Source organism: Streptomyces sp. SID13031, from assembly GCF_010548305.1.
GTDB lineage: Bacteria > Actinomycetota > Actinomycetes > Propionibacteriales > Kribbellaceae > Kribbella.
Genome location: NZ_JAAGLV010000013.1, coordinates 1 through 17,122, shown reverse-complemented (window position 1 = coordinate 17,122; position 17,122 = coordinate 1). Strand labels below are relative to the sequence as shown.

The following is a 17,122-nucleotide window of genomic DNA, read 5'->3' as shown; positions in this document are numbered from 1 at the left end:
CCCGCGTACGCCGTACTGCAATCTTTGATCACGTCACCGAAGCGTGGTTCGAACAGTTGATGCGATAGCGTCCTGTGTCCGGAGATGGCCTTTGTGAAGGATTGAGAATGGCTGAGAGCGCCAAGATCATCGTGGTGGTGCCGACCTACAACGAGCGGGAGAACCTGCCCGTTCTGGCGGCCCTGCTGTCCGACCTGAAGCTGCCCGGGTTGCAGATGCTGGTGGTCGACGACAACTCCCCCGACGGCACCGGCGACGTCGCCGACGAGCTGGCGAAGGCCGCGCCCGAGGAGGTCTCGGTGCTGCACCGGACCGCGAAGGACGGCCTCGGCCGCGCCTACATCGCCGGGATCAGCCGCGCGCTGGACGAGAACGCCGACATCATCATCCAGATGGACGCCGATCTGTCGCACCCCGCGGCCGTCATCCCGACGATGGTCGAGATCCTGCAGACCACCGACGCAGCCGTGGTGATCGGCTCGCGGTACGTCGAGGGCGGCGAGGCCGCGGCCGAGTGGGCCTGGCACCGGCGGCTGCTGTCGGCGTTCGCGAACGTCTACGTGAACACGCTCCTGCGGCTGCACGTGAAGGACGCCACGGCCGGCTTCAAGGCCTGGAAGGCGGACACTCTGCGGGCGATCGACGTGGCGACGATCCAGAGCAACGGGTACTCGTTCCAGGTCGAGATGAACTACCGCACGGTCCGCCAGGGCCGGCGGATCGCCGAGACCCCGATCCGGTTCGAGGAGCGCACCATCGGCGCCTCGAAGATGAGCTTCAAGGTCCAGCTCGAATCGGCCCTGATGCCGTGGAAGCTGCTCTTCAAGCGCTCCTGAGACCCGGCGACGGCGGGCTGGTACGAAGTACCGGTCAGCCGTAACCCAGCTCGTGCAAGCGGGCGTCGTCGATGCCGAAGTGGTGCGCGATCTCGTGCACCACGGTGATGTTCACCTCGTCGACGACGTCCTCGAGCGTCTCGCACATCTCCAGCGTCGGGTTGCGGTAGATGGTGATCCGGTCCGGCAGCACACCGCCGTAGTAGTGCCCGCGCTCGGTCAGCGGGATGCCCTCGTAGATCCCGAGCAGCTGCGGGTCGCCCGGCGGCGCGTCGTCCTCGACGAACACCGCGACGTTGTCGATCAGCCCCGCCAGCTCAGGCGGCACCTGATCCAGCGCCTCGGACACCAGCACCTCGAAATCAGCCCGGCTCATCTCGATCACTTGGCCAGCCTAGTGAGGTGTTCCACATCCGGCTTCAGGTTCTTGCCATGCCGGTTTCCGACAGCGGAACTCCTCGTAGTGCGTACCGACTCCTGCGAATACTGACGGCCATCCGGTTCCGTCCCCCTCGCCAGGAGTTCCGTATGAGAAAACGCACAATCTGGTCGGCGGTACTCGCCGCCACGCTGGTCCTGCCCGCCGCGCTCGCTGCCCCCGCTGTCGCTTCCCCCTCGACCGCCTTTGGCGTCTCTGCCATCTCTGCCGTCTCTGCCGTCTCTGCCTCGTCGCCGATCGCGGATCAGCTCATCGCCGGGCTTCCCGCGGCGCGGGCGGCGGCCGAGGCGACTCGCGCCCGGCTCGGGCTGGACGACAGCCCGCTGCGTTCGGCAGTCCTGGATGTGATCGATCCGACGCAGTACGACTGTCCGACGGCCAACCCGCCCGTCCTCGACGCGATCTCGGCCGGCATCCAGGACTGGACCGCCGACCAGCGGCTCGCCGCCGTCTACGCCATCCTCTTCGACATCCCGATGACCGAGGCGGCGTACCTGTCGACGCCCGGGCCGTACACGTTCGGCGCGAAAGGTGCCTACAGCAAGAAGGCGACCCAGACCTTCAAGGACCTGAAGAGATTCTGGGACATCAAGTCGTACGACATCCAACTGGTGCCCGCGCACGGCCGGATGCTGCTGAACCAGGCTCGCGTGACGAAGGTCTTCACGACCATCTACGGCCAGCCGGCCGACCTGTCGGCGAACACCGCGGCGTTCATCGCCGCCCAGGTCGACACCCCGGCGCTGAAGTTCGGCGACCACCCGATCTTCACCTTCAACGCCTACGCGAACAGCTCCGAGGGCGTGCCCACGCCGGGGATCGGGCTGGTACCGGACCGGATCGTGATGGGCGACGGCGTCCTCGACGGCTTCGCCCTGGTCGGGCTGGGAGACGTCACCACGCAGGCGATCATCGGGCACGAGTTCGGTCACCACATCCAGTACGAGGACGGGCTGTTCCAGTCGACCCTGCCGGCGCCCGAGGCGACCCGGCGTACGGAGCTGATGGCGGACGCGTTCAGCGCGTACTTCCTGACCCACAGGCGCGGCGACAACATGCATTGGCGCCGGGTACAGCAGTTCGTCCAGATGTTCGCTCAGATCGGCGACTGTGGCTTCTCAGCACCAAGCCACCACGGCACCCCGAACCAGCGCACACGCGCCGCCCTGTGGGGCTTCGGCGTCGCCGAGTCGGCCCGGCGCCAGGGCGTCGTCCTGCCGTCCCGCGTCTTCGCCGCCCGCTTCGAAACGGTGCTCCCCGCGCTGGTCGCACCTGACGCCGACTGACCCCTGACGGACACGTGGCACGGTCCGGTTTCCTCACCTCCCGCGCCACGTGTCCCCCCACTCCTTCGGCCGCTGATTCGCCTGCCCAGGAACTCGTTTTGGACCTCGGCAAAGTCTCCTCTATGCTTACCGATGTCCCCGGAGCTTCGGCTCCCGCGGTCCGAGTCCCCATCGTCTAGTGGCCTAGGACGCTGCCCTTTCAAGGCGGTAACGCGGGTTCGAATCCCGTTGGGGATACGGTCGAAAGACCAAAGTGAACGAGGCTCGATGATGGTGTAGCATCATCGAGTTGCTAGGCCCAGTAGCGCAGTTGGTTAGCGTGCCGCCCTGTCACGGCGGAGGTCGCGGGTTCGAGTCCCGTCTGGGTCGCCAGGAGAGTGGCGGCGGGTGTCCACACACCGCCGCCATTAATCTCTCCCGGTCAGGTAGCTCAGCTGGTAGAGCGTCCGCCTGAAAAGCGGAAGGTCGGCGGTTCGAGACCGCCCCTGACCACCCTTTTGACCTGCGGTTTCTCCATCGGAGAACCGCCGACACATCCCCAGTACCGAAACGTCCGCCGACTTTCCACGGGCGGTTGACTGTATATGGTCATCGCGCATGACCGCCCAAACGATGGGCGGTCAGCACTCACGTCGTGGCTTGCGGAGGGTGACAGCGGTGGGCTTCCTGCAGGGGTTCGATCATGAGAACTGGCGGGTCATCGTGGAGGATGACGATGCCGTGGCTTACGCGTACCTCTTGGACGGAGACGAAATAGTCAGCGACGTGTGGTTGTACAACCACGGCCCTGACCCGCTCGAACGACCATGGCAGAGCGGTGCTGAGATGCCGTTCCGCAACCCTGCGGAGTTCACATCAGGAGATGACATAGGCGAGCCTGTGGCGTCGAGCGCGGTAGGCATCCGGTGGCTGGCAGCGGATGGACCTGGAATCAGAGCAGAGATCCGCCTGCGCGAACGGCCCATTGCCTGGCTTGAACCTGGTACCCGGCCGGGATGGTCCGCCCGGGTGACAAAAAATGGGCCGCTGGCGAAGCGAGCCCTCGCCGCTCCTGAGACTGCAACAGCTACCCCACTCACGAATGGTTCTGTCGATAAGGAACCGCGCGCTTAGGCTGCTCACCCCGGGTGTTGCCTGACTCGGTGGCGGACGCTCGCTCATAGTCGGTGAGGATCCCGAACACCTTCGGAGCCTCATAGAGACGTGAGCGCCGCTGATTGCCGATTGGCTGAAGGATTCCGGCCTCGACATAGCTTTCCATGGCCGCGAACGCAGCGGATCTGCTCGCCCCGGTCAGTTGCATGACATCTTCTGCGCTGATCACTGGATGCCCGATCAACTCGGGAAGCAGACGTTCGGCCGCGCTGCCTTTGCGTGGGTTGAGTGTGGCTCGCCAATCCAACTCGAGATCCGCCAGACTTTTTTGCAGGGCGGCTGCGTCGGCGGTGGCTCGCCGGGTTGCAGTCAGGAACAGGTCCAGCCAGTCGCGGAGACCATCGAGCGCCGCTTGTCCGTCCGGGGGGCCTGTGTATCTGAAGCTGGACAGTCCGTCGACATATGCCGAGGCGCGAGTCGCGAGTGCAAGGCTGATCGGCGGGATGAAGTCCCTTGTCAGCCCTCGCCTCTTGAGGATGACATGGATGAGGGCACGACCGGTTCGGCCGTTCCCGTCTGCGAAGGGGTGGATCGTCTCGAACTGCGCATGGGCCAATCCGGCCTGCACCGTACCGGGTAAATCGTCGCGATTTACGAACGCGCACAGATCCTCGAGTAATGCTTCGACGTACTCCGGTGGCGGCGGTACGAAGGCCGCCTGGCAAGGGTTGAAGTTGTTGCCACCGATCCAGTTCTGTTTGGTTCTGATCAGACCGGCGATCTCGGGTTGGTCCGAGTGCTCCATGAGAGCCCGGTGTATGTCGAGAAGATCCTCTACGTCGACCCTGTCGACCACTGCAACCGACTGCACCGCGTGGTTCATGGCTTTGACGTTGCCCAGAACGGCGTCGGCTGTCGCGTCTTTGTCCTGTACTCCGGCCGCCAACCTCGCTTCATGTCTGGCTAGCCGGCGGCTGTTGACCTGCAGGCCCTCGATCTTGGATGATGCGACGGCCTCAGCTCGCAGCAAGAACCGTGCCAGTTGCTCCAGATGATGCTCGCCGGGTCCGCCGAAGGCTGCCAGGGCACGTTCGGCGTCGACGATGTCCGCCGCGAATTCAGCACTGAAATCCAACCCATGGGCGCTGAGCAGGTCAGGCACGTACGCTGTGTACTCGCATGGACGCCTGTGTTTGCGCGGTCCGTAGGCGTCTGGATTGGCTTGCCAGACTGCGGTGATCTGCTGACTCAAACCTGGATCTCCTCGTCGTTAAGTCCAGGTTATCTATCTAACCTGGACTTACAGCGATACTAGTCCAGGTTAGATCACACCTGAGGACCTCTCGCGACGAGCGGCCCGGCAGTCAGAGCGCGCACAGAGAGGATCGCGCACCGCTCAACCGGGGCGGGTCCCTTGGATCAATCGCTCCTAGCACTGACCCGCAGCCGTTACCGCAACAAGTACCGCAACGGCCTGCGACAGCATGCGTCCGCCAGAGCGCAGCCCCAACGCCCAGCAGAAATGTAGGCGGCTTCGACATGGGCCGCTGTCGAGCTGAAAAGCGGAAGGTCGGCGGTTCGAGACCGCCCCTGACCACCATCTCCAAGCGTGAATCCGGCCCATTTGGGCCTACCGCCAATGCCCGTGAATCCCCTCAGCGACCATCCGTAGTTGCACGGATGTTGCACGCACCTCAACTGCCCTAAGCGCTACGCTCCCTGCATGTCTGCGGACCATGTGGAGTACGTGAAGAGTTGGCTGGAGGAGTCCGGCTACGGCCTTGAGCTTCGATTGGCAAGCGCTCTGCGGGAGACGGGTGGCTTCGTTGGCCAGTCGATCCCTTACAGCGACCCGCTAGAGGGCAAGCTTCGCGAGGCCGACTTGATCTACGTGCAAGAGGTCCCGATGGATTCCAGGCAGTCCGCGAGAGTGAACGTGGTGTTCGAGTGCAAGAGCAGCAAGAAGAATCCGTGGGTGGTGTTCGACGTCGCTAGCGGGCATGCTCACGCGGCTGCCCGCACACAGGCGATCATCCTGGCCGAAGACGCCTACGTCCGGGAACGAGCCAACGAGCTTCTCTCGGATGACGCCATCTTCAAGTACGAATGGTTTGGACACGCAGTGGTCTCGGCACGCAAAGGCGAAGACACCGAGGGGCTGAACACTGCGCAGCGCGCCGTACGCCAGGTCATCAGCGCCACCTACGGGATGGTTGACTTCTACCAGGCAATACCAGGCGTCAAGGTGTTCATCCCCGCCGTCGTAACCTCCGCCCCCATCGTGACCTGTCGTCTAGCGCCTGAATCGGGCGAGATACAAGTAGCCACCACCGAGTATGCGCAGGTTCGAGCAATGCCAGAGGGTAAAAAGCGTTCGCTGGTCGTGCATGTCATGTCGGAGAAATACGCATCGACCCACTTCGCGGAAACCGCAAAGAGGCTGGCGCGAACCCTTCGCCATCCATCGGAATAACACGGGTTCTGTCCAGCACGCCCCCGGCCGTCCAGACCGGATTCACACCGTTTGTAAGCAAATCGGCTCTGGGCCGTAGCATCCTCGATGTGAGTGGATTCGCCTTGGCCGTGTCATTCCTGGCCCTAGTCGTATCGCTGGTCGCCGCCGTGTTCACCTACCAGCAGAAGGTAGCCGCAGAGGGAACGCTGAAGGTCGAGAGCGACCGCCTGACCGACGAGCGGATGCCGACCTTCGATGCGTCGATCGTCACTCACGACGGCGAAGGGGGTGGCTGGTACCACCTCGCACTACGCCTGGACACTCCATGGCACCTAGCCAAGGTCCACGTGAGCATCCCTGAGCATCATGGGATGTCCTTCACACCAGACCAGCGAGGCATCGAGGCCGGAGCCTTATCTCCAATCCTCATGTCTACCGGCGGACCGCTGGAACCGGCACGAGACTTGACATGGCGAGTCCAGTTCGACGAATCGCACGCACACGAGGCCCGACTCCCGGTCACTTGCAGCGATCGGGACGGACGACATTGGACTGTCTCAGTCGTGGTAGCCCTTCCCACCGAAGCCTGGTTCGTCTGACCGGCCAGCTCGGCCCACACGCGCCCGCCATGATTCGCCGCCCTGTGTCTTCCCGTCTGCCGTTCAGCCCACGCGTAGCGCGATCAGGGGCTGACTGGGCTGAGCGGCAGACGGGACGACAACCCCGACCCCAACCGAGATACCGACCGAATCGGACCCGTCGTCCCGGAGTCGTGAGGCCCCCGCCGGAGGCAGCATTTGGGATAGGTGCGTCCGCTGCGCCGCCGGGGCGGGGGTGGTTCGGCCGGCAGGTCGCATGGGCGCCTCCCGCCCCGGCGGCGCGCCCAGCGGGCGCGCCCTTTGATCCATAAGCGGTCAATCCGGCAGAAGGCCCCAAGAAGGCGGCATCTCGTCGTGGCTCCGACTCGCCTTGATGACGTGCATGTCGCCCTGGGCATCCCGCTGCATCTGAAGCGTCACGATGTCGTCGTTGGCGACAGACCGGAAGGTCTCGATAAGCGAGTCGACATGAATGAAGTAGACGTGTTGCTTGCGCGCGCGATCGGAGCAGACGAAGATCCCGTCGAAGCGCATCGACTCGCCATCCATCGACCGCATCCAGATCAGGCTGTGGATGATCTGATTACACAAGTTGATCAACGACAGGGTGACGTTCTCGGGGTTCTCCATGTCGTAGTGCTCGATGAACTTGTCTCGTGACCAGAAGTCGACCGGGTCGCCGATGAGGACGTGGCGCTGTGCCGGGATTTGCTCAGCACGCACCTCATCCGAGAGCTTGTGCGCCTCGATCAGCTTGCGAATCGCATAAGCCGCCGTCATCGTGTCCCGTTCCACGAGGAACCCTGATCGCGCTGTCCAGCGCGCTTGGGTCTTGCGTCGCTCTAGGTTGCGAGCGACGCGCCACAGCTCTTCCTTCCACGGAATCGAGTCCGCGATCATGCATCTGCCTGCATCTGCTCGAAAGTCTCGAAGACCTTCTTGCCGACAACTGCTGGCTGTTGGCATCGTAGACACACCAGATCTGTCACGCCGCCAGCATGCCATCGGCGGATCGGGACGGCGAGACAAAGATCTGGCTCAGCGGGTACGGATCGCCTCGGTGAGTCAGAGATGCTGCCGACGACGACGTCAGCTCCAGCCGCAGTCAGGTCGTCAGCCTTTCCGGGCTTGTTCGCGTAGCCGATGCTGGCGGCTCCACTGGCTCGGACGGCACGAACATCAGTCGGCGATACTCCGAGGACTCGGGCAGCTCGCTCGATCAGATAGGGGTTCGGCTTCATGAGGGCCGGATCCGAAGGGTCGCGGGCCATGTGCTGGACGAAACCGGAGTTCTTCTTCGTCGGCCGCGATGGGCACCGTATGCGCGGCAATGCGGTCTACCAGGCGTTCGTTCGAGCACGGAAGAAGGTCGGATTGACCCTGACCTTTCACGACCTCCGCCACACTGGTCAGAGCCTCGCCGCGGCGTCCGGAGCCAGCACGGTCGACCTGATGAAGCGCGTCGGCCATTCAACGGCTGTGGCTGCCTAGCGCTACATCCTGCGGTCGACGGACGTGATCGCGAGGTGGCCAAGGCGCTCAGCGAGATCGCGGCGAACGGCTCGGCTGCTCGGCTACCCCGCACCATCAAGATCGACTGATGTTGCATGTGGAATGCACGAAGGGCGCGTACATGGCCTCCGACCTGGGGTTATGTACGCGCCTGAAAAGCAAGGTCGGCGGTTCGAGACCGCCCCTGACCGCACATTCTTGAGCGTGGATCTCGATCTGAGATCCGCCGACTGCCCCGCTAGTCCGGCAACGTCACCCAGCGACCGACTCCGCGGTGAGGTGGGTTGCAACGGTGACGGCCTCGCCGCTTGGTTCCTTGCTGCTTTCGAGTGACCTTCGGCGACTTCTACAGGCCGCCCAGTCGCCTTGTTACCGTGTCGAAGGTCGGCCAGGGTGAATCCTCTCGCAGCAAGCGGAGGAATTCTTCTCCGAATCGCCTCCCATTCGGAAACTGGTCGCCAAGCTCCCAACGCCATGCCGCGAGCATCGCGAGGACGAGCTGTCGGCACTCATCCAGCAGGCCTTGGTCGACGTTCGGGTAGTGCTCGCAGACCTCTTCGGGAGCATGGGCGAGGTCGAACTCGACCGGTCCACGGCAGCACGTCTCAAGGTCGATGAACAACGGGCCATTCTTCGTGCTGAGCACATTGCCTTGATGCGGCTCACCGTGCAGCAACTGCTCCACGGCGCCGCGCTCCTCGATCGCTCGTCGCAGGCTGGCCAGCCTGCCGCTGAGGAACACGCGGTCTGCGTCGGCAAGCTCCGGCGATAGATCCGGGTTGGCAACGACTTCTTCCGCCTCCGCGATTCGATCCGTGAACCGTGGGCTCGCCACATCAACCTTGCGCATGCCGGCGTGCAGCCGCTCCAGCGCCTTGGCGTAGCCGACTGGTGAGACGTGAGGTGTCACGGGCTCGTAGTAGATCCACAGCGTCACTGCGAAGCCATCGCGCTTGTAAACAAGCGGGTCCACCCGAGGCTCCAAGGCGCCCACCGGGCATCCGACCTCGGCGAGCCGTTGAGCGAGCTCGACTTCGAGCTGTGCAACCTCTTGCCCCACAAAGGCGACCCGGGCAAGCACGTCGCATGGCGTCAGCCGTAGCGCCAGCTTGTTCGAGTTGTGGAGAACGATTGCGTCGTTGGCTGGCAGGTCGAGCGATGCGGCAACCGAAGTCGCAGCCGCGATCGCACGCGTGATGTCGGACATCTCCATGATTTGGGTCAGGCTACATTCGTGATCTTGTTCGGTCCCCCTATTTTTCGGCGAGGCTGCGGTAGCCGAGAGTGCTGTGCAGCCGGGCGCCGTCGTACCAGCCGCTGTACTCAACCACCGCACGCCGTGCGATGGCCCTCTGCTTCGTCAATTGGTCTGGGTGCGGATGCTCCGCGCCAGGGTGGGGATCATCACCGTCGCGGCGACGAGGTGTAGCCCGAGGAGGGCGGTGGTGGTGGCGGGGTTTGCCTCGGCGAGGAGGGGCGGGACCAACGAGATCGCGGTCAGCGACATTGCCGTCCACACGAATCGCTGGGCGGGGCGAGCGCTCCAACGAAGAAGAGCGCCGGCAATGACGATGCCCACGACCGAGAAGAAGCAGGTCACCACGGCGAACCCGGACAACGGGATCTTCTTGCCACCATCGGGGACCTCGAAGTCGACGCCAATGGCCTGGGCAAGCGCAGCGGCGAGGGTGGTGGCGACCATCGCTGCGAGCGTGGCAATGAAGCCGGTGCCGGCGAGCCCGCGGAGCCGGTGAGTGTGGCTGGTCTGGCCCGATACTGGGCCTGCGACGGCCCCGGTGTCATTCATGTTGTTCCTTCCATCATTCGGTAACTGGCGTACGGGGTGGGTTGACTGGCAGATGACGGTCCTGGCCCCGGGGGGTGACGATGCGCACCCTCGCCGTGCGACGGCCGGGGTTCCGCAGGGCGCGGACGCCGGTGCCGCGGAGCCAGAACCCGGCGTCGCGTCCGAGGACCGGCCCGTGCTCGCCGTCCCGCAGCTCCAGCTGCACCCGCCCGCGGGTGACGACGCCGAACGCGTCGCACCACTCCGCCGCGACCACCGCGACACGCGCGCCACCGCGCAGCGCGAGCGTCCACACCGGTACTACTCCGTGCCGTACGCCGGCAGGCGCTCCGGTAGCCCGAGCCGCGGGAACTGGTCCTCGTGGAACGTGACGATCTCGGTGATCGCCCCGCCGGTGACGCGCAGGACGTCGATCGTCAGCGGCAGGTACGCGCCCTCCTGCTTCCGCCAGAGGTAGAAGGCGACGGCAGGCTGCCGGTTCACGGAGGTGAGGACGGCGCGCAGGCCCTTCATGCCCTCGAAGCCGCCCTCGACCCAGTCGTTCACCACCGCGTCGCGGCCGACGTACAGGCCCGGCGTAGGCGGCATCGAGCTGCGGACGTCGTCCCGCAGCAGTGCCGCGAGCCCGTCGACGTCCGTGGCCACGCTGGCGTCGGTATAGCGGCGCACCAGCTCGCGCGTCCCAGCGTCCTCCTCACCGCCGGTCCAGTCCTGCCGCTCGGCGGGCAGGTGCTCCCGCATGCCGGCGCGGGCCCGCTGCAGCGCGCTGTTCACGGAGTTGACGGAGTCCCCGAGGAGCTCCGCGACGTCCTTCGCCGGCCAGCCGAGCACGTCCCGCAGGATTAGCACGGCCCGCGGGCGCGGCGCGAGGTGCTGGACTGCGACCAGGTAGGCCAGCTCGATCGTCTCCCGGGCGACGGCGACAGTCTCCGGCTCGTCCGCGTCGCCGGCGGGCAGCTCGTCGAGCAGCCGGTCCGGGTAGGGCTGCAGCCACAGCACCTCGCCACCGATCGCAGGCTCTGGGCGGCACTTGTCGAGCAGGTCCAGGCAGGCGTTGGGTGGCGATCCGGTACAGCCAGGCCCGGAACGTCGACCGCCCCTCGAAGGTCTCCCGCCGCCGCCAGGCACGGAGGAACGTCTCCTGCACGGTGTCCTCGGCGTCCTCGAACGACCCGAGCATCCGGTAGCAGTGCACGTGCAACTCCCGCCGGTGCCGCTCCGCCAGCCCCGAGAACGCCGGCTCGTCCACCTCGCCCAGCCCGTTCTCGCCCAGCCCGCTCTCGCCCAGCCCGCTCATGCCCAGCTCCTCCAGCTGTATGCCCGCACTCATCACGTAATCCTTCAGTCTCGTCGTTTCCGGTCGTAGGTATGACGGGTGCGGGCGCGACAACTCATCACTAGGGTCGGTCGGCATGGCTGAGCGCCTTCCTCACAAGCGGAAGGCCGGCGGTTCGAGACCGCATCTGACCACACTTCGGACCTGCGATTCCTCGTTCTGAGAACCGCCGATCCTTCGGCCAGTCCAGCAATGTTCCTATCCGGCGTACCGGGCCGCCAGCCCCTTGCTGGTGGCTCGATACACGTGCAAACTCGGACTGGCGGTACTTCGCGCCGCGGGCCGGATCCTGGTGCTGCACCACTCCGACCCACCCGTGGCCGCGACCGTGGGAGGCGGCATGGACGAGTCAAGAGTTCTTCGGCGCGCTGGGTGGGCGGGCGCCGCTTCGGTCGTGCTGCTCGTCGTCGGGGTGGCGCTGTGCGCGCCGGTCGGCGTCGACGACCCAGGCGTGTCGGACGCCGCCCTCCTCAAGAGGCTCGACGACGGCGCGTGGCAGACCGCCGCCGGCATCGGGCTGCCGGTACTCGGCGTGGGGATCGCGCTGCTGCTCTGGTTCGCCGTCGGTCTGCGGCGGGTGCTGGAACGGCTGTCCGGCGGCGATCCGCTCGCGCACGCGACCGTGCCGGCGGCGGCGCTGCTCGGCGGGCTGATGATCACAGGGGTGTCACTCAGTGTGTCGAGCGCATTCACAGCATGGTCGGACGAATTCACCCTCGACCCGGACACCGCCCGCGTGCTCGGCACAGCAGGGCTCATCATCGCGCTCACCGGGCTGACCGGCGGCGCGGCGCTGGTCGCCGTGACGACGCGGATCGCCCAGCAGGCGCGCGCCCTGCCGACGTGGGCCGTCTGGGTGTCCTACGCCGTCGCCGTGCTGTGCCTGTCCGGCTTCTGGAGCGGGGGCATGGCGTCCGTGGCCTTCGCGCTGTGGCTCATCGGCGCCGTCATCGGGGTACTGCGCGCGGCGCGGCAGACACCGCCGGCGCCGGCCGTGCGGGCGCAGGGCGCACCTGCTCCGGAGGCGGCTCGCACGCCCCCGGCCGCCGCCACCGACTGACGCCCAGCCGACGCTCGCGCACAGCCCGGCCGGCGTCACAACCTGGCCCCCCACGCGCCGCGCGGACGAAGGCTCGTCAGGTCCCTCGCTGCGGTGGATCACGATGTAAGCGTGTAGTCATACGCGCTGTGCCAGGCCTGGTTCAGGTCACCGGTAGATCGCCGCAGAAGGAGCGCGCGGTCCACCCACCCGAACTGGTCGAGCAGGCCGGTCAGGTCCGTAGTGAACGCGTTGTGGTCGTAGAAGTCGTCCGGCGCGAGATCGGAGTCGCCGTAGCCGCGCAGGTCCGGCGCGACGCCGTTGGCAAGGCCGTCCGAGCGAACGGCCTTGCCGGTAGGTGTCTCGACTCCGTCCAGCGCTGACTTGCCGGCGGCTTCAGCGGTATACCGGCAGAGACCTTCGGAGAACTGTTGCCGGGTTGGTGGATTTGGCGGTGGGGGCCAGGGCCGCTGCTGGTTCGGGGGCGGGGACCGGGTCGCATTGGAGGTCGGAGCGGTTGCCGGCTTTGCGGGCTGGTAGAGCGCCGGTTTGCAGATAGGCGACGATGCGATCGTCGGTGCAGGTCACGCCGGACAGGGAGCCGGCGTGGGTGGTACCGCCTACCCCCTCGATCAGGACCGAGTGAGGGAAGACCTTCCGGGTTTGCAGGGCTCCCGAGTAAGGAGTGGCCGCGTCCAGTGTCTCGTTGATCAGCAAGGCGCTCTTCACCTTGCTGCCGTCGATCTTGACCGGGCGACCGGCCTTTGCCGGCCAATAGGCGCAGGGGGCGTTGAACCAGGCGTTGGACCAGGTCAGGAACGGCGCCTTCGCGTAGGTGCGCCAGTTGTCGCGCCGTACTGCGTTCGCGTTTGTGGGCCACTGGGTGTCTGTGCACTGGACGCCCAGGTAGATGGCGTATCCGTTGTCGTCGAAGGGTGGGCCGCCGTAGAGCTCGACCAGGGGCGCAGCATCGCGATCATGCACCCAGGCGGCGAAGGCGTTGGCGACGTCCACCCAGCCGTACACGTAGTACCCCGCCTGGGTGAAGATGTCGGTCCACTCGTCCGGACCGATCTTGCCGTCGGCCGGGTGGCCGATGAGCTTGTGCAGTTCGGCGTAGTACCGGCGTTCGACCACGGCTTCGGTCTTGCCGAGATGCCAGGTCGAGTCGTGCGCGGCGACGTACTGGAAGAACACCTTGACGCTCTTGTTGAATGCGATGTCCTGGTCGAGGTTGGCCCCGTACCAGACCCGCCGCGCGTCCACGACGCCGTCGAAGATGACCCGGCGCAGCTTGTCCGGATAGAGCGTTCCGTACACCTGGCCCAGGTAGGTGCCGTACGAGAATCCGTAGAAGTTGATCTGCGGGGCGCCGAGGGCTTTGCGGATGCTCTCCATGTCGCGCGCCGAGTCGATGGTCTTGAGGTGGCCCAGCAGCGCGTGCTGGTCGGCGTCACAAGCCTTCGCGTACGACTTGGAGAGCTTGATCCAGGTCTGTTCCAGCTTCGGCGTGACCGGCACATAGAACGGACGGTTATAGCCGGCGTAGTCGGGGATGCAGCTCAGCGCCGGCTTGCTCGAGCCGACACCACGCGGGTCGAAACCGATCCAGTCGTAGGCGTCACCGGCACCGTCGGGGACGAAATCGCCGAAGATCGCGTAGATCAGGCCGGAGCCGCCCGGACCACCCGGATTCACCAGCATCGGACCCTGCGCCTGCGCGTCGGGCGTCTTGTGCTTCACCCGGGAGACCGCGAGCTGGATCTTCGTTCCGTTGGGACGGTCGTAGTCGAGCGGTACGACGACGTAACCGCATTGAGCGCCGGCGGCCACCAGGCGTGGAACGGTGCATGCGCCCCACTGCACGGGCGGCGGCGTATAGCCGACCGAGGTCGGTCCCGACGGCGCAGCGGTCGCGACGGGGACTGACATCACCCCGGCAACCAGTGCGGACGAGACGGTGGCAGCGACAATCAAACGACGGATTCTCATGGTTCCTCCCCGACGCATCCTGAACCCGTACCACCGGCAGAGGCAAGGGGTCTGGCGATTCAGGTGCGGATGCGGCTGGCCATCTCACTCTGAGAGTTCACCGAAGTGCGGCTCGAAATTCACCGCTGAGGGACAGGTTCAGGGGTATGACTCCACGACTCTTCTCCCGCCGGCAGACCCGGATCGTCGTTGCGGTCGGTGCCGCCGCTGCTGTGCTGGGCACGGGCACTGTTGCGACCCAGGCTGCTGGGTGGCTGGCCAATCCGTCGCATGATTTCCGGGCGGTCGCCGACGGGTTCAGCGGGCACGGCCGGGTGACCGGGAACGTGCTGCGGAACGATTTCGGGGCGACTGCGGTAGTACGGAATACAGACCCGGCCAACGGCACTGTGACGATTGACGCGAATGGGTCTTTCGCGTACGTGCCGAAGGGTGGGTTCAAGGGTGTGGACACCTTTACCTACACGGCTTCCGACGCGGTACAGCTGTTCAAGGACGCCGGGTCGAACGGGGAGCCGTTGCCGCCGCTCGCGAAGGTCGCCGGGCCGGGCGGGACCACCACCGAGATCTCCGGTGAAGGCTTCGGGTCGGCCCTTGCGCCGGTACCGGGTAAAGCAGGCTCGTTCTACGGGCTCACCGATCGCGGGCCGAACGCCGATGCCCCGGACGGCAACAAGTCCGAGATGCTGCTCGACTTCACGCCACAGATCGGCAAGTTCAAGCTCGTCAACGGCAAGGCCCAACTGCAGGGACAGATCACGCTGAAGGGGCCGAAGAGCCTCGGCGGGGTCGAGTACAGCGGCCGCCCGCCGCACGACACAAGTGAGGTGATCGACGACGTCGTCGCCACGAACGCCAACGGCGGTACGCCGGTGCCGGTGGCCAGGGATCCGTACGGCTACGACTCCGAGGGCCTGGTGGCGCTGCCGGACGGCACGTTCTGGGTCTCGGACGAGTACGGTCCGTACGTCACGCATTTCGATGCCAAGGGCTACGAGTTGGGCCGACTTACGCCGTACAAGGACAGCCCGGACAATGCGTACCACAAGATCATCGGGTACCTGCCGCCCGAACTCGCGTATCGCGCCAAGAACAAGGGCATGGAAGGCTTGACAGTCACCCCGGACGGCTCGACTCTCGTGGGTGTCATGCAGTCGGCGCTGCAGCAGCCGGATCTGGGTGGCGTCAAGCCGGCTAACGTCTCGCCGAGTCGGATCGTGACGATCAACCTGCGGACGTACCAGACCAAGCAGTACCTGTACCTGCTCGACAATCCGCAGACGACCGGTGGCGCCGCCAGCGAGATCACCGCGCTGACCAACACGAAGTTCCTCATCGACGAGCGGGATGGGAATTTCGAGCCGTTCGCGCAGAAGAGCCTCAACGCAGTCGACATCAACGGCGCAACGGATGTCAGCGGTTTGACGATCGGTGGAAAGTCGCCCGAGGCGTTCGTCGGGGCGGCCGGCACGAATGCCGCGCTCGCGGCGCTCACCAAGGCGGGCGTCAATGTCGCGCAGAAACAGCCGTCGGTCAATGTCGGGATGCTGGTGAGTCAGCTCGACCCGACCGGCAGGTTCTTCGCGCATGACAAGGTCGAGGGTGTTGCGACGACGGATGGCGGGCGGACGCTGTATCTGTCCAACGACGACGACTTCGGCATCGACACCATCGTCGTCGACCCCGACGGAAAGTGGACGGTCCACCAGAAGGTGCTGCCACCCACGGGCCAGACCGACAACGCCGAAATCCTGAAGATCGACACCACTAAACTGCCCGCAGTCCTGAAGACCGTCACGGTGACCATCCACGTGCGCTGACGTACTCACGCCCCCCGGTCGGGCCCGCCCACTCAACGTTCGCGGCTTGGCTTTGTTGGGTGGGATGTCAGAAGTGGCAATCTACGGTGGATCAGTGGTTGAGGACCGTGGGGACTGCCCGCGGTTCGGTTGACTCCTGATCTGTGAGGACTTGGGTCCTTGCTGGAAGGATGTCTGTCATGCCGAAAGCGTTTCCGTTGGAGTTCCGTCGTGATGTGGTCGCGGTCGCCCGCAAAGGCGAGGCGCCGATCGCTCAGATCGCGAAGGACTTCGGGATCTCGCAGGCGTGTCTGCACCGCTGGCTGAAACTGGCCGATATCGAGGACGGCAACAGCCCCGGAACGACTCGAGAAGAGTCGGTCGAGCTGCGGGAGGCGATGCGGCGGGTCCGGCAGTTGGAGCAGGAGAACGAGATCCTGCGCCGGGCCGCTGCCTACTTCGCCCGCGACATCAACCAAAATGATGTACCCGCTGGTCCTTGACCTCGCCGTCGACGGCGTCCCTGCCGGGTGCTCGGCTTCTCCAAGCAAGCGTTCTACAAGTGGTGCAGAAACCCTGTCACACAACGCGATTGGGATGACGCGCACCTGATCAACGCGGCCCGGGCCATCCATGCCGACGACCCGGCGTTCGGGTACCGATTCATCGCCGACGAACTCGCCGACCAGGGCCACAACGCGGGCGAGAACCGGGTCGCGAGGCTGTGCGGCCAGGAGCGGATCTGGTCGGTCCACGCCAAGAAACGCGGACTGAACCGCAAAGCCGGCCCACCCGTGCACGACGATCTCGTGAAGCGGGTGTTCACCGCGCCGGCACCGAACCTGGTCTGGCTGACTGATATCGAGCGCCACGAGGCGCTGTTGAACCGTGCGGTGGTGAAAGGACACCGCCTCCGGTCCGTCGCAG

Annotated in this window: 16 protein-coding genes, 3 tRNA genes and 2 pseudogenes; 12 read left to right on the top strand and 9 right to left on the bottom strand. The window is 65.5% G+C overall.

The window, feature by feature from the left end; all coding sequences use genetic code 11:
• Window positions 1–107 precede the first annotated feature (107 nt).
• Window positions 108–836, top strand: a complete 729-nt coding sequence (locus G3I17_RS24805) for a polyprenol monophosphomannose synthase (protein WP_164599995.1) — start codon at window positions 108–110, stop codon at window positions 834–836.
• Between the two features lie 34 nt (window positions 837–870).
• On the opposite strand, the gene G3I17_RS24800 is transcribed toward G3I17_RS24805, so the two are convergent.
• A complete protein-coding gene (locus G3I17_RS24800; RefSeq protein WP_164599994.1) occupies window positions 871–1,221 on the bottom strand; it encodes a metallopeptidase family protein in 351 nt (116 codons plus the stop codon).
• A gap of 143 nt (window positions 1,222–1,364) precedes the next feature.
• Between G3I17_RS24800 and G3I17_RS24795 the strand changes: the two genes are divergently transcribed.
• From G3I17_RS24795 to G3I17_RS24780, 4 genes are all read left to right on the top strand, one after another.
• On the top strand, window positions 1,365–2,561 hold the full coding sequence (locus tag G3I17_RS24795) for a hypothetical protein (protein WP_164599993.1): 1,197 nt from the start codon (window positions 1,365–1,367) through the stop codon (window positions 2,559–2,561).
• 164 nt (window positions 2,562–2,725) lie between these two features.
• Window positions 2,726–2,798, top strand: a tRNA-Glu gene (locus G3I17_RS24790).
• Window positions 2,799–2,856: 58 nt separating this feature from the next.
• Window positions 2,857–2,933, top strand: a tRNA-Asp gene (locus G3I17_RS24785).
• Window positions 2,934–2,980: 47 nt separating this feature from the next.
• Window positions 2,981–3,053, top strand: a tRNA-Phe gene (locus tag G3I17_RS24780).
• A gap of 583 nt (window positions 3,054–3,636) precedes the next feature.
• Here G3I17_RS24780 and G3I17_RS24775 read toward each other — a convergent pair.
• A complete protein-coding gene (locus tag G3I17_RS24775; RefSeq protein ID WP_164599992.1) occupies window positions 3,637–4,818 on the bottom strand; it encodes a Fic family protein in 1,182 nt (393 codons plus the stop codon).
• A gap of 561 nt (window positions 4,819–5,379) precedes the next feature.
• Here G3I17_RS24775 and G3I17_RS24770 point away from each other — a divergent pair.
• Window positions 5,380–6,129, top strand: a complete 750-nt coding sequence (locus tag G3I17_RS24770; protein ID WP_164599991.1) for a hypothetical protein — start codon at window positions 5,380–5,382, stop codon at window positions 6,127–6,129.
• 89 nt (window positions 6,130–6,218) lie between these two features.
• Window positions 6,219–6,710 carry a hypothetical protein gene (locus G3I17_RS24765; protein ID WP_164599990.1) on the top strand — a complete coding sequence of 164 codons (492 nt, stop codon included), beginning with the start codon at window positions 6,219–6,221 and terminating at the stop codon, window positions 6,708–6,710.
• A 315-nt stretch (window positions 6,711–7,025) separates the two neighbouring features.
• Here the strand turns inward: G3I17_RS24765 and G3I17_RS24760 are convergent, their stop codons facing one another.
• Window positions 7,026–7,610: a hypothetical protein gene (locus G3I17_RS24760; RefSeq protein WP_164599989.1), complete on the bottom strand. Its 585-nt coding sequence runs from the start codon at window positions 7,608–7,610 to the stop codon at window positions 7,026–7,028.
• A 369-nt stretch (window positions 7,611–7,979) separates the two neighbouring features.
• Here G3I17_RS24760 and G3I17_RS24755 point away from each other — a divergent pair, with 369 nt between their 5' ends.
• Entirely contained in the window at window positions 7,980–8,201 is a 222-nt protein-coding gene (locus G3I17_RS24755; RefSeq protein WP_239062880.1) for a tyrosine-type recombinase/integrase, read from the top strand.
• 367 nt (window positions 8,202–8,568) lie between these two features.
• Here G3I17_RS24755 and G3I17_RS24750 read toward each other — a convergent pair whose 3' ends face one another.
• From G3I17_RS24750 to G3I17_RS41025, 5 genes and pseudogenes are all read right to left on the bottom strand, one after another.
• On the bottom strand, window positions 8,569–9,435 hold the full coding sequence (locus G3I17_RS24750) for a phosphotransferase (RefSeq protein ID WP_203590708.1): 867 nt from the start codon (window positions 9,433–9,435) through the stop codon (window positions 8,569–8,571).
• Between the two features lie 147 nt (window positions 9,436–9,582).
• Window positions 9,583–10,029: a DUF6069 family protein gene (locus G3I17_RS40000; RefSeq protein ID WP_203590707.1), complete on the bottom strand. Its 447-nt coding sequence runs from the start codon at window positions 10,027–10,029 to the stop codon at window positions 9,583–9,585.
• 13 nt (window positions 10,030–10,042) lie between these two features.
• Window positions 10,043–10,324, bottom strand: a complete 282-nt coding sequence (locus tag G3I17_RS39995) for a hypothetical protein (RefSeq protein ID WP_203590706.1) — start codon at window positions 10,322–10,324, stop codon at window positions 10,043–10,045.
• 5 nt (window positions 10,325–10,329) lie between these two features.
• Window positions 10,330–11,028: an RNA polymerase subunit sigma-70 gene (locus tag G3I17_RS24740; RefSeq protein WP_343238402.1), complete on the bottom strand. Its 699-nt coding sequence runs from the start codon at window positions 11,026–11,028 to the stop codon at window positions 10,330–10,332.
• A 112-nt stretch (window positions 11,029–11,140) separates the two neighbouring features.
• Window positions 11,141–11,209, bottom strand: a pseudogene (locus tag G3I17_RS41025) (sigma factor); the annotation flags it as partial.
• 388 nt (window positions 11,210–11,597) lie between these two features.
• On the opposite strand from G3I17_RS41025, the gene G3I17_RS24735 reads away from it, so the two are divergent.
• The gene (locus G3I17_RS24735) at window positions 11,598–12,425 is read left to right on the top strand and encodes a hypothetical protein (RefSeq protein WP_164599988.1); all 828 of its coding nucleotides are present in this window, start codon (window positions 11,598–11,600) and stop codon (window positions 12,423–12,425) included.
• Between the two features lie 128 nt (window positions 12,426–12,553).
• Window positions 12,554–12,787: a hypothetical protein gene (locus G3I17_RS24730; RefSeq protein WP_164599987.1), complete on the top strand. Its 234-nt coding sequence runs from the start codon at window positions 12,554–12,556 to the stop codon at window positions 12,785–12,787.
• Window positions 12,788–12,800: 13 nt separating this feature from the next.
• Here G3I17_RS24730 and G3I17_RS24725 read toward each other — a convergent pair whose 3' ends face one another.
• Window positions 12,801–14,396: an alpha/beta fold hydrolase gene (locus tag G3I17_RS24725; protein ID WP_164599986.1), complete on the bottom strand. Its 1,596-nt coding sequence runs from the start codon at window positions 14,394–14,396 to the stop codon at window positions 12,801–12,803.
• Between the two features lie 146 nt (window positions 14,397–14,542).
• Here G3I17_RS24725 and G3I17_RS24720 point away from each other — a divergent pair, with 146 nt between their 5' ends.
• Both G3I17_RS24720 and G3I17_RS24715 read left to right on the top strand, forming a co-directional pair.
• Window positions 14,543–16,216 (top strand): esterase-like activity of phytase family protein, encoded by a 1,674-nt coding sequence (locus G3I17_RS24720; RefSeq protein WP_164599985.1) that lies wholly within the window; start codon window positions 14,543–14,545, stop codon window positions 16,214–16,216.
• 179 nt (window positions 16,217–16,395) lie between these two features.
• Window positions 16,396–17,058 (top strand): annotated as a pseudogene (locus tag G3I17_RS24715) (IS3 family transposase); the annotation flags it as partial.
• Between the last annotated feature and the right edge of the window lie 64 nt (window positions 17,059–17,122).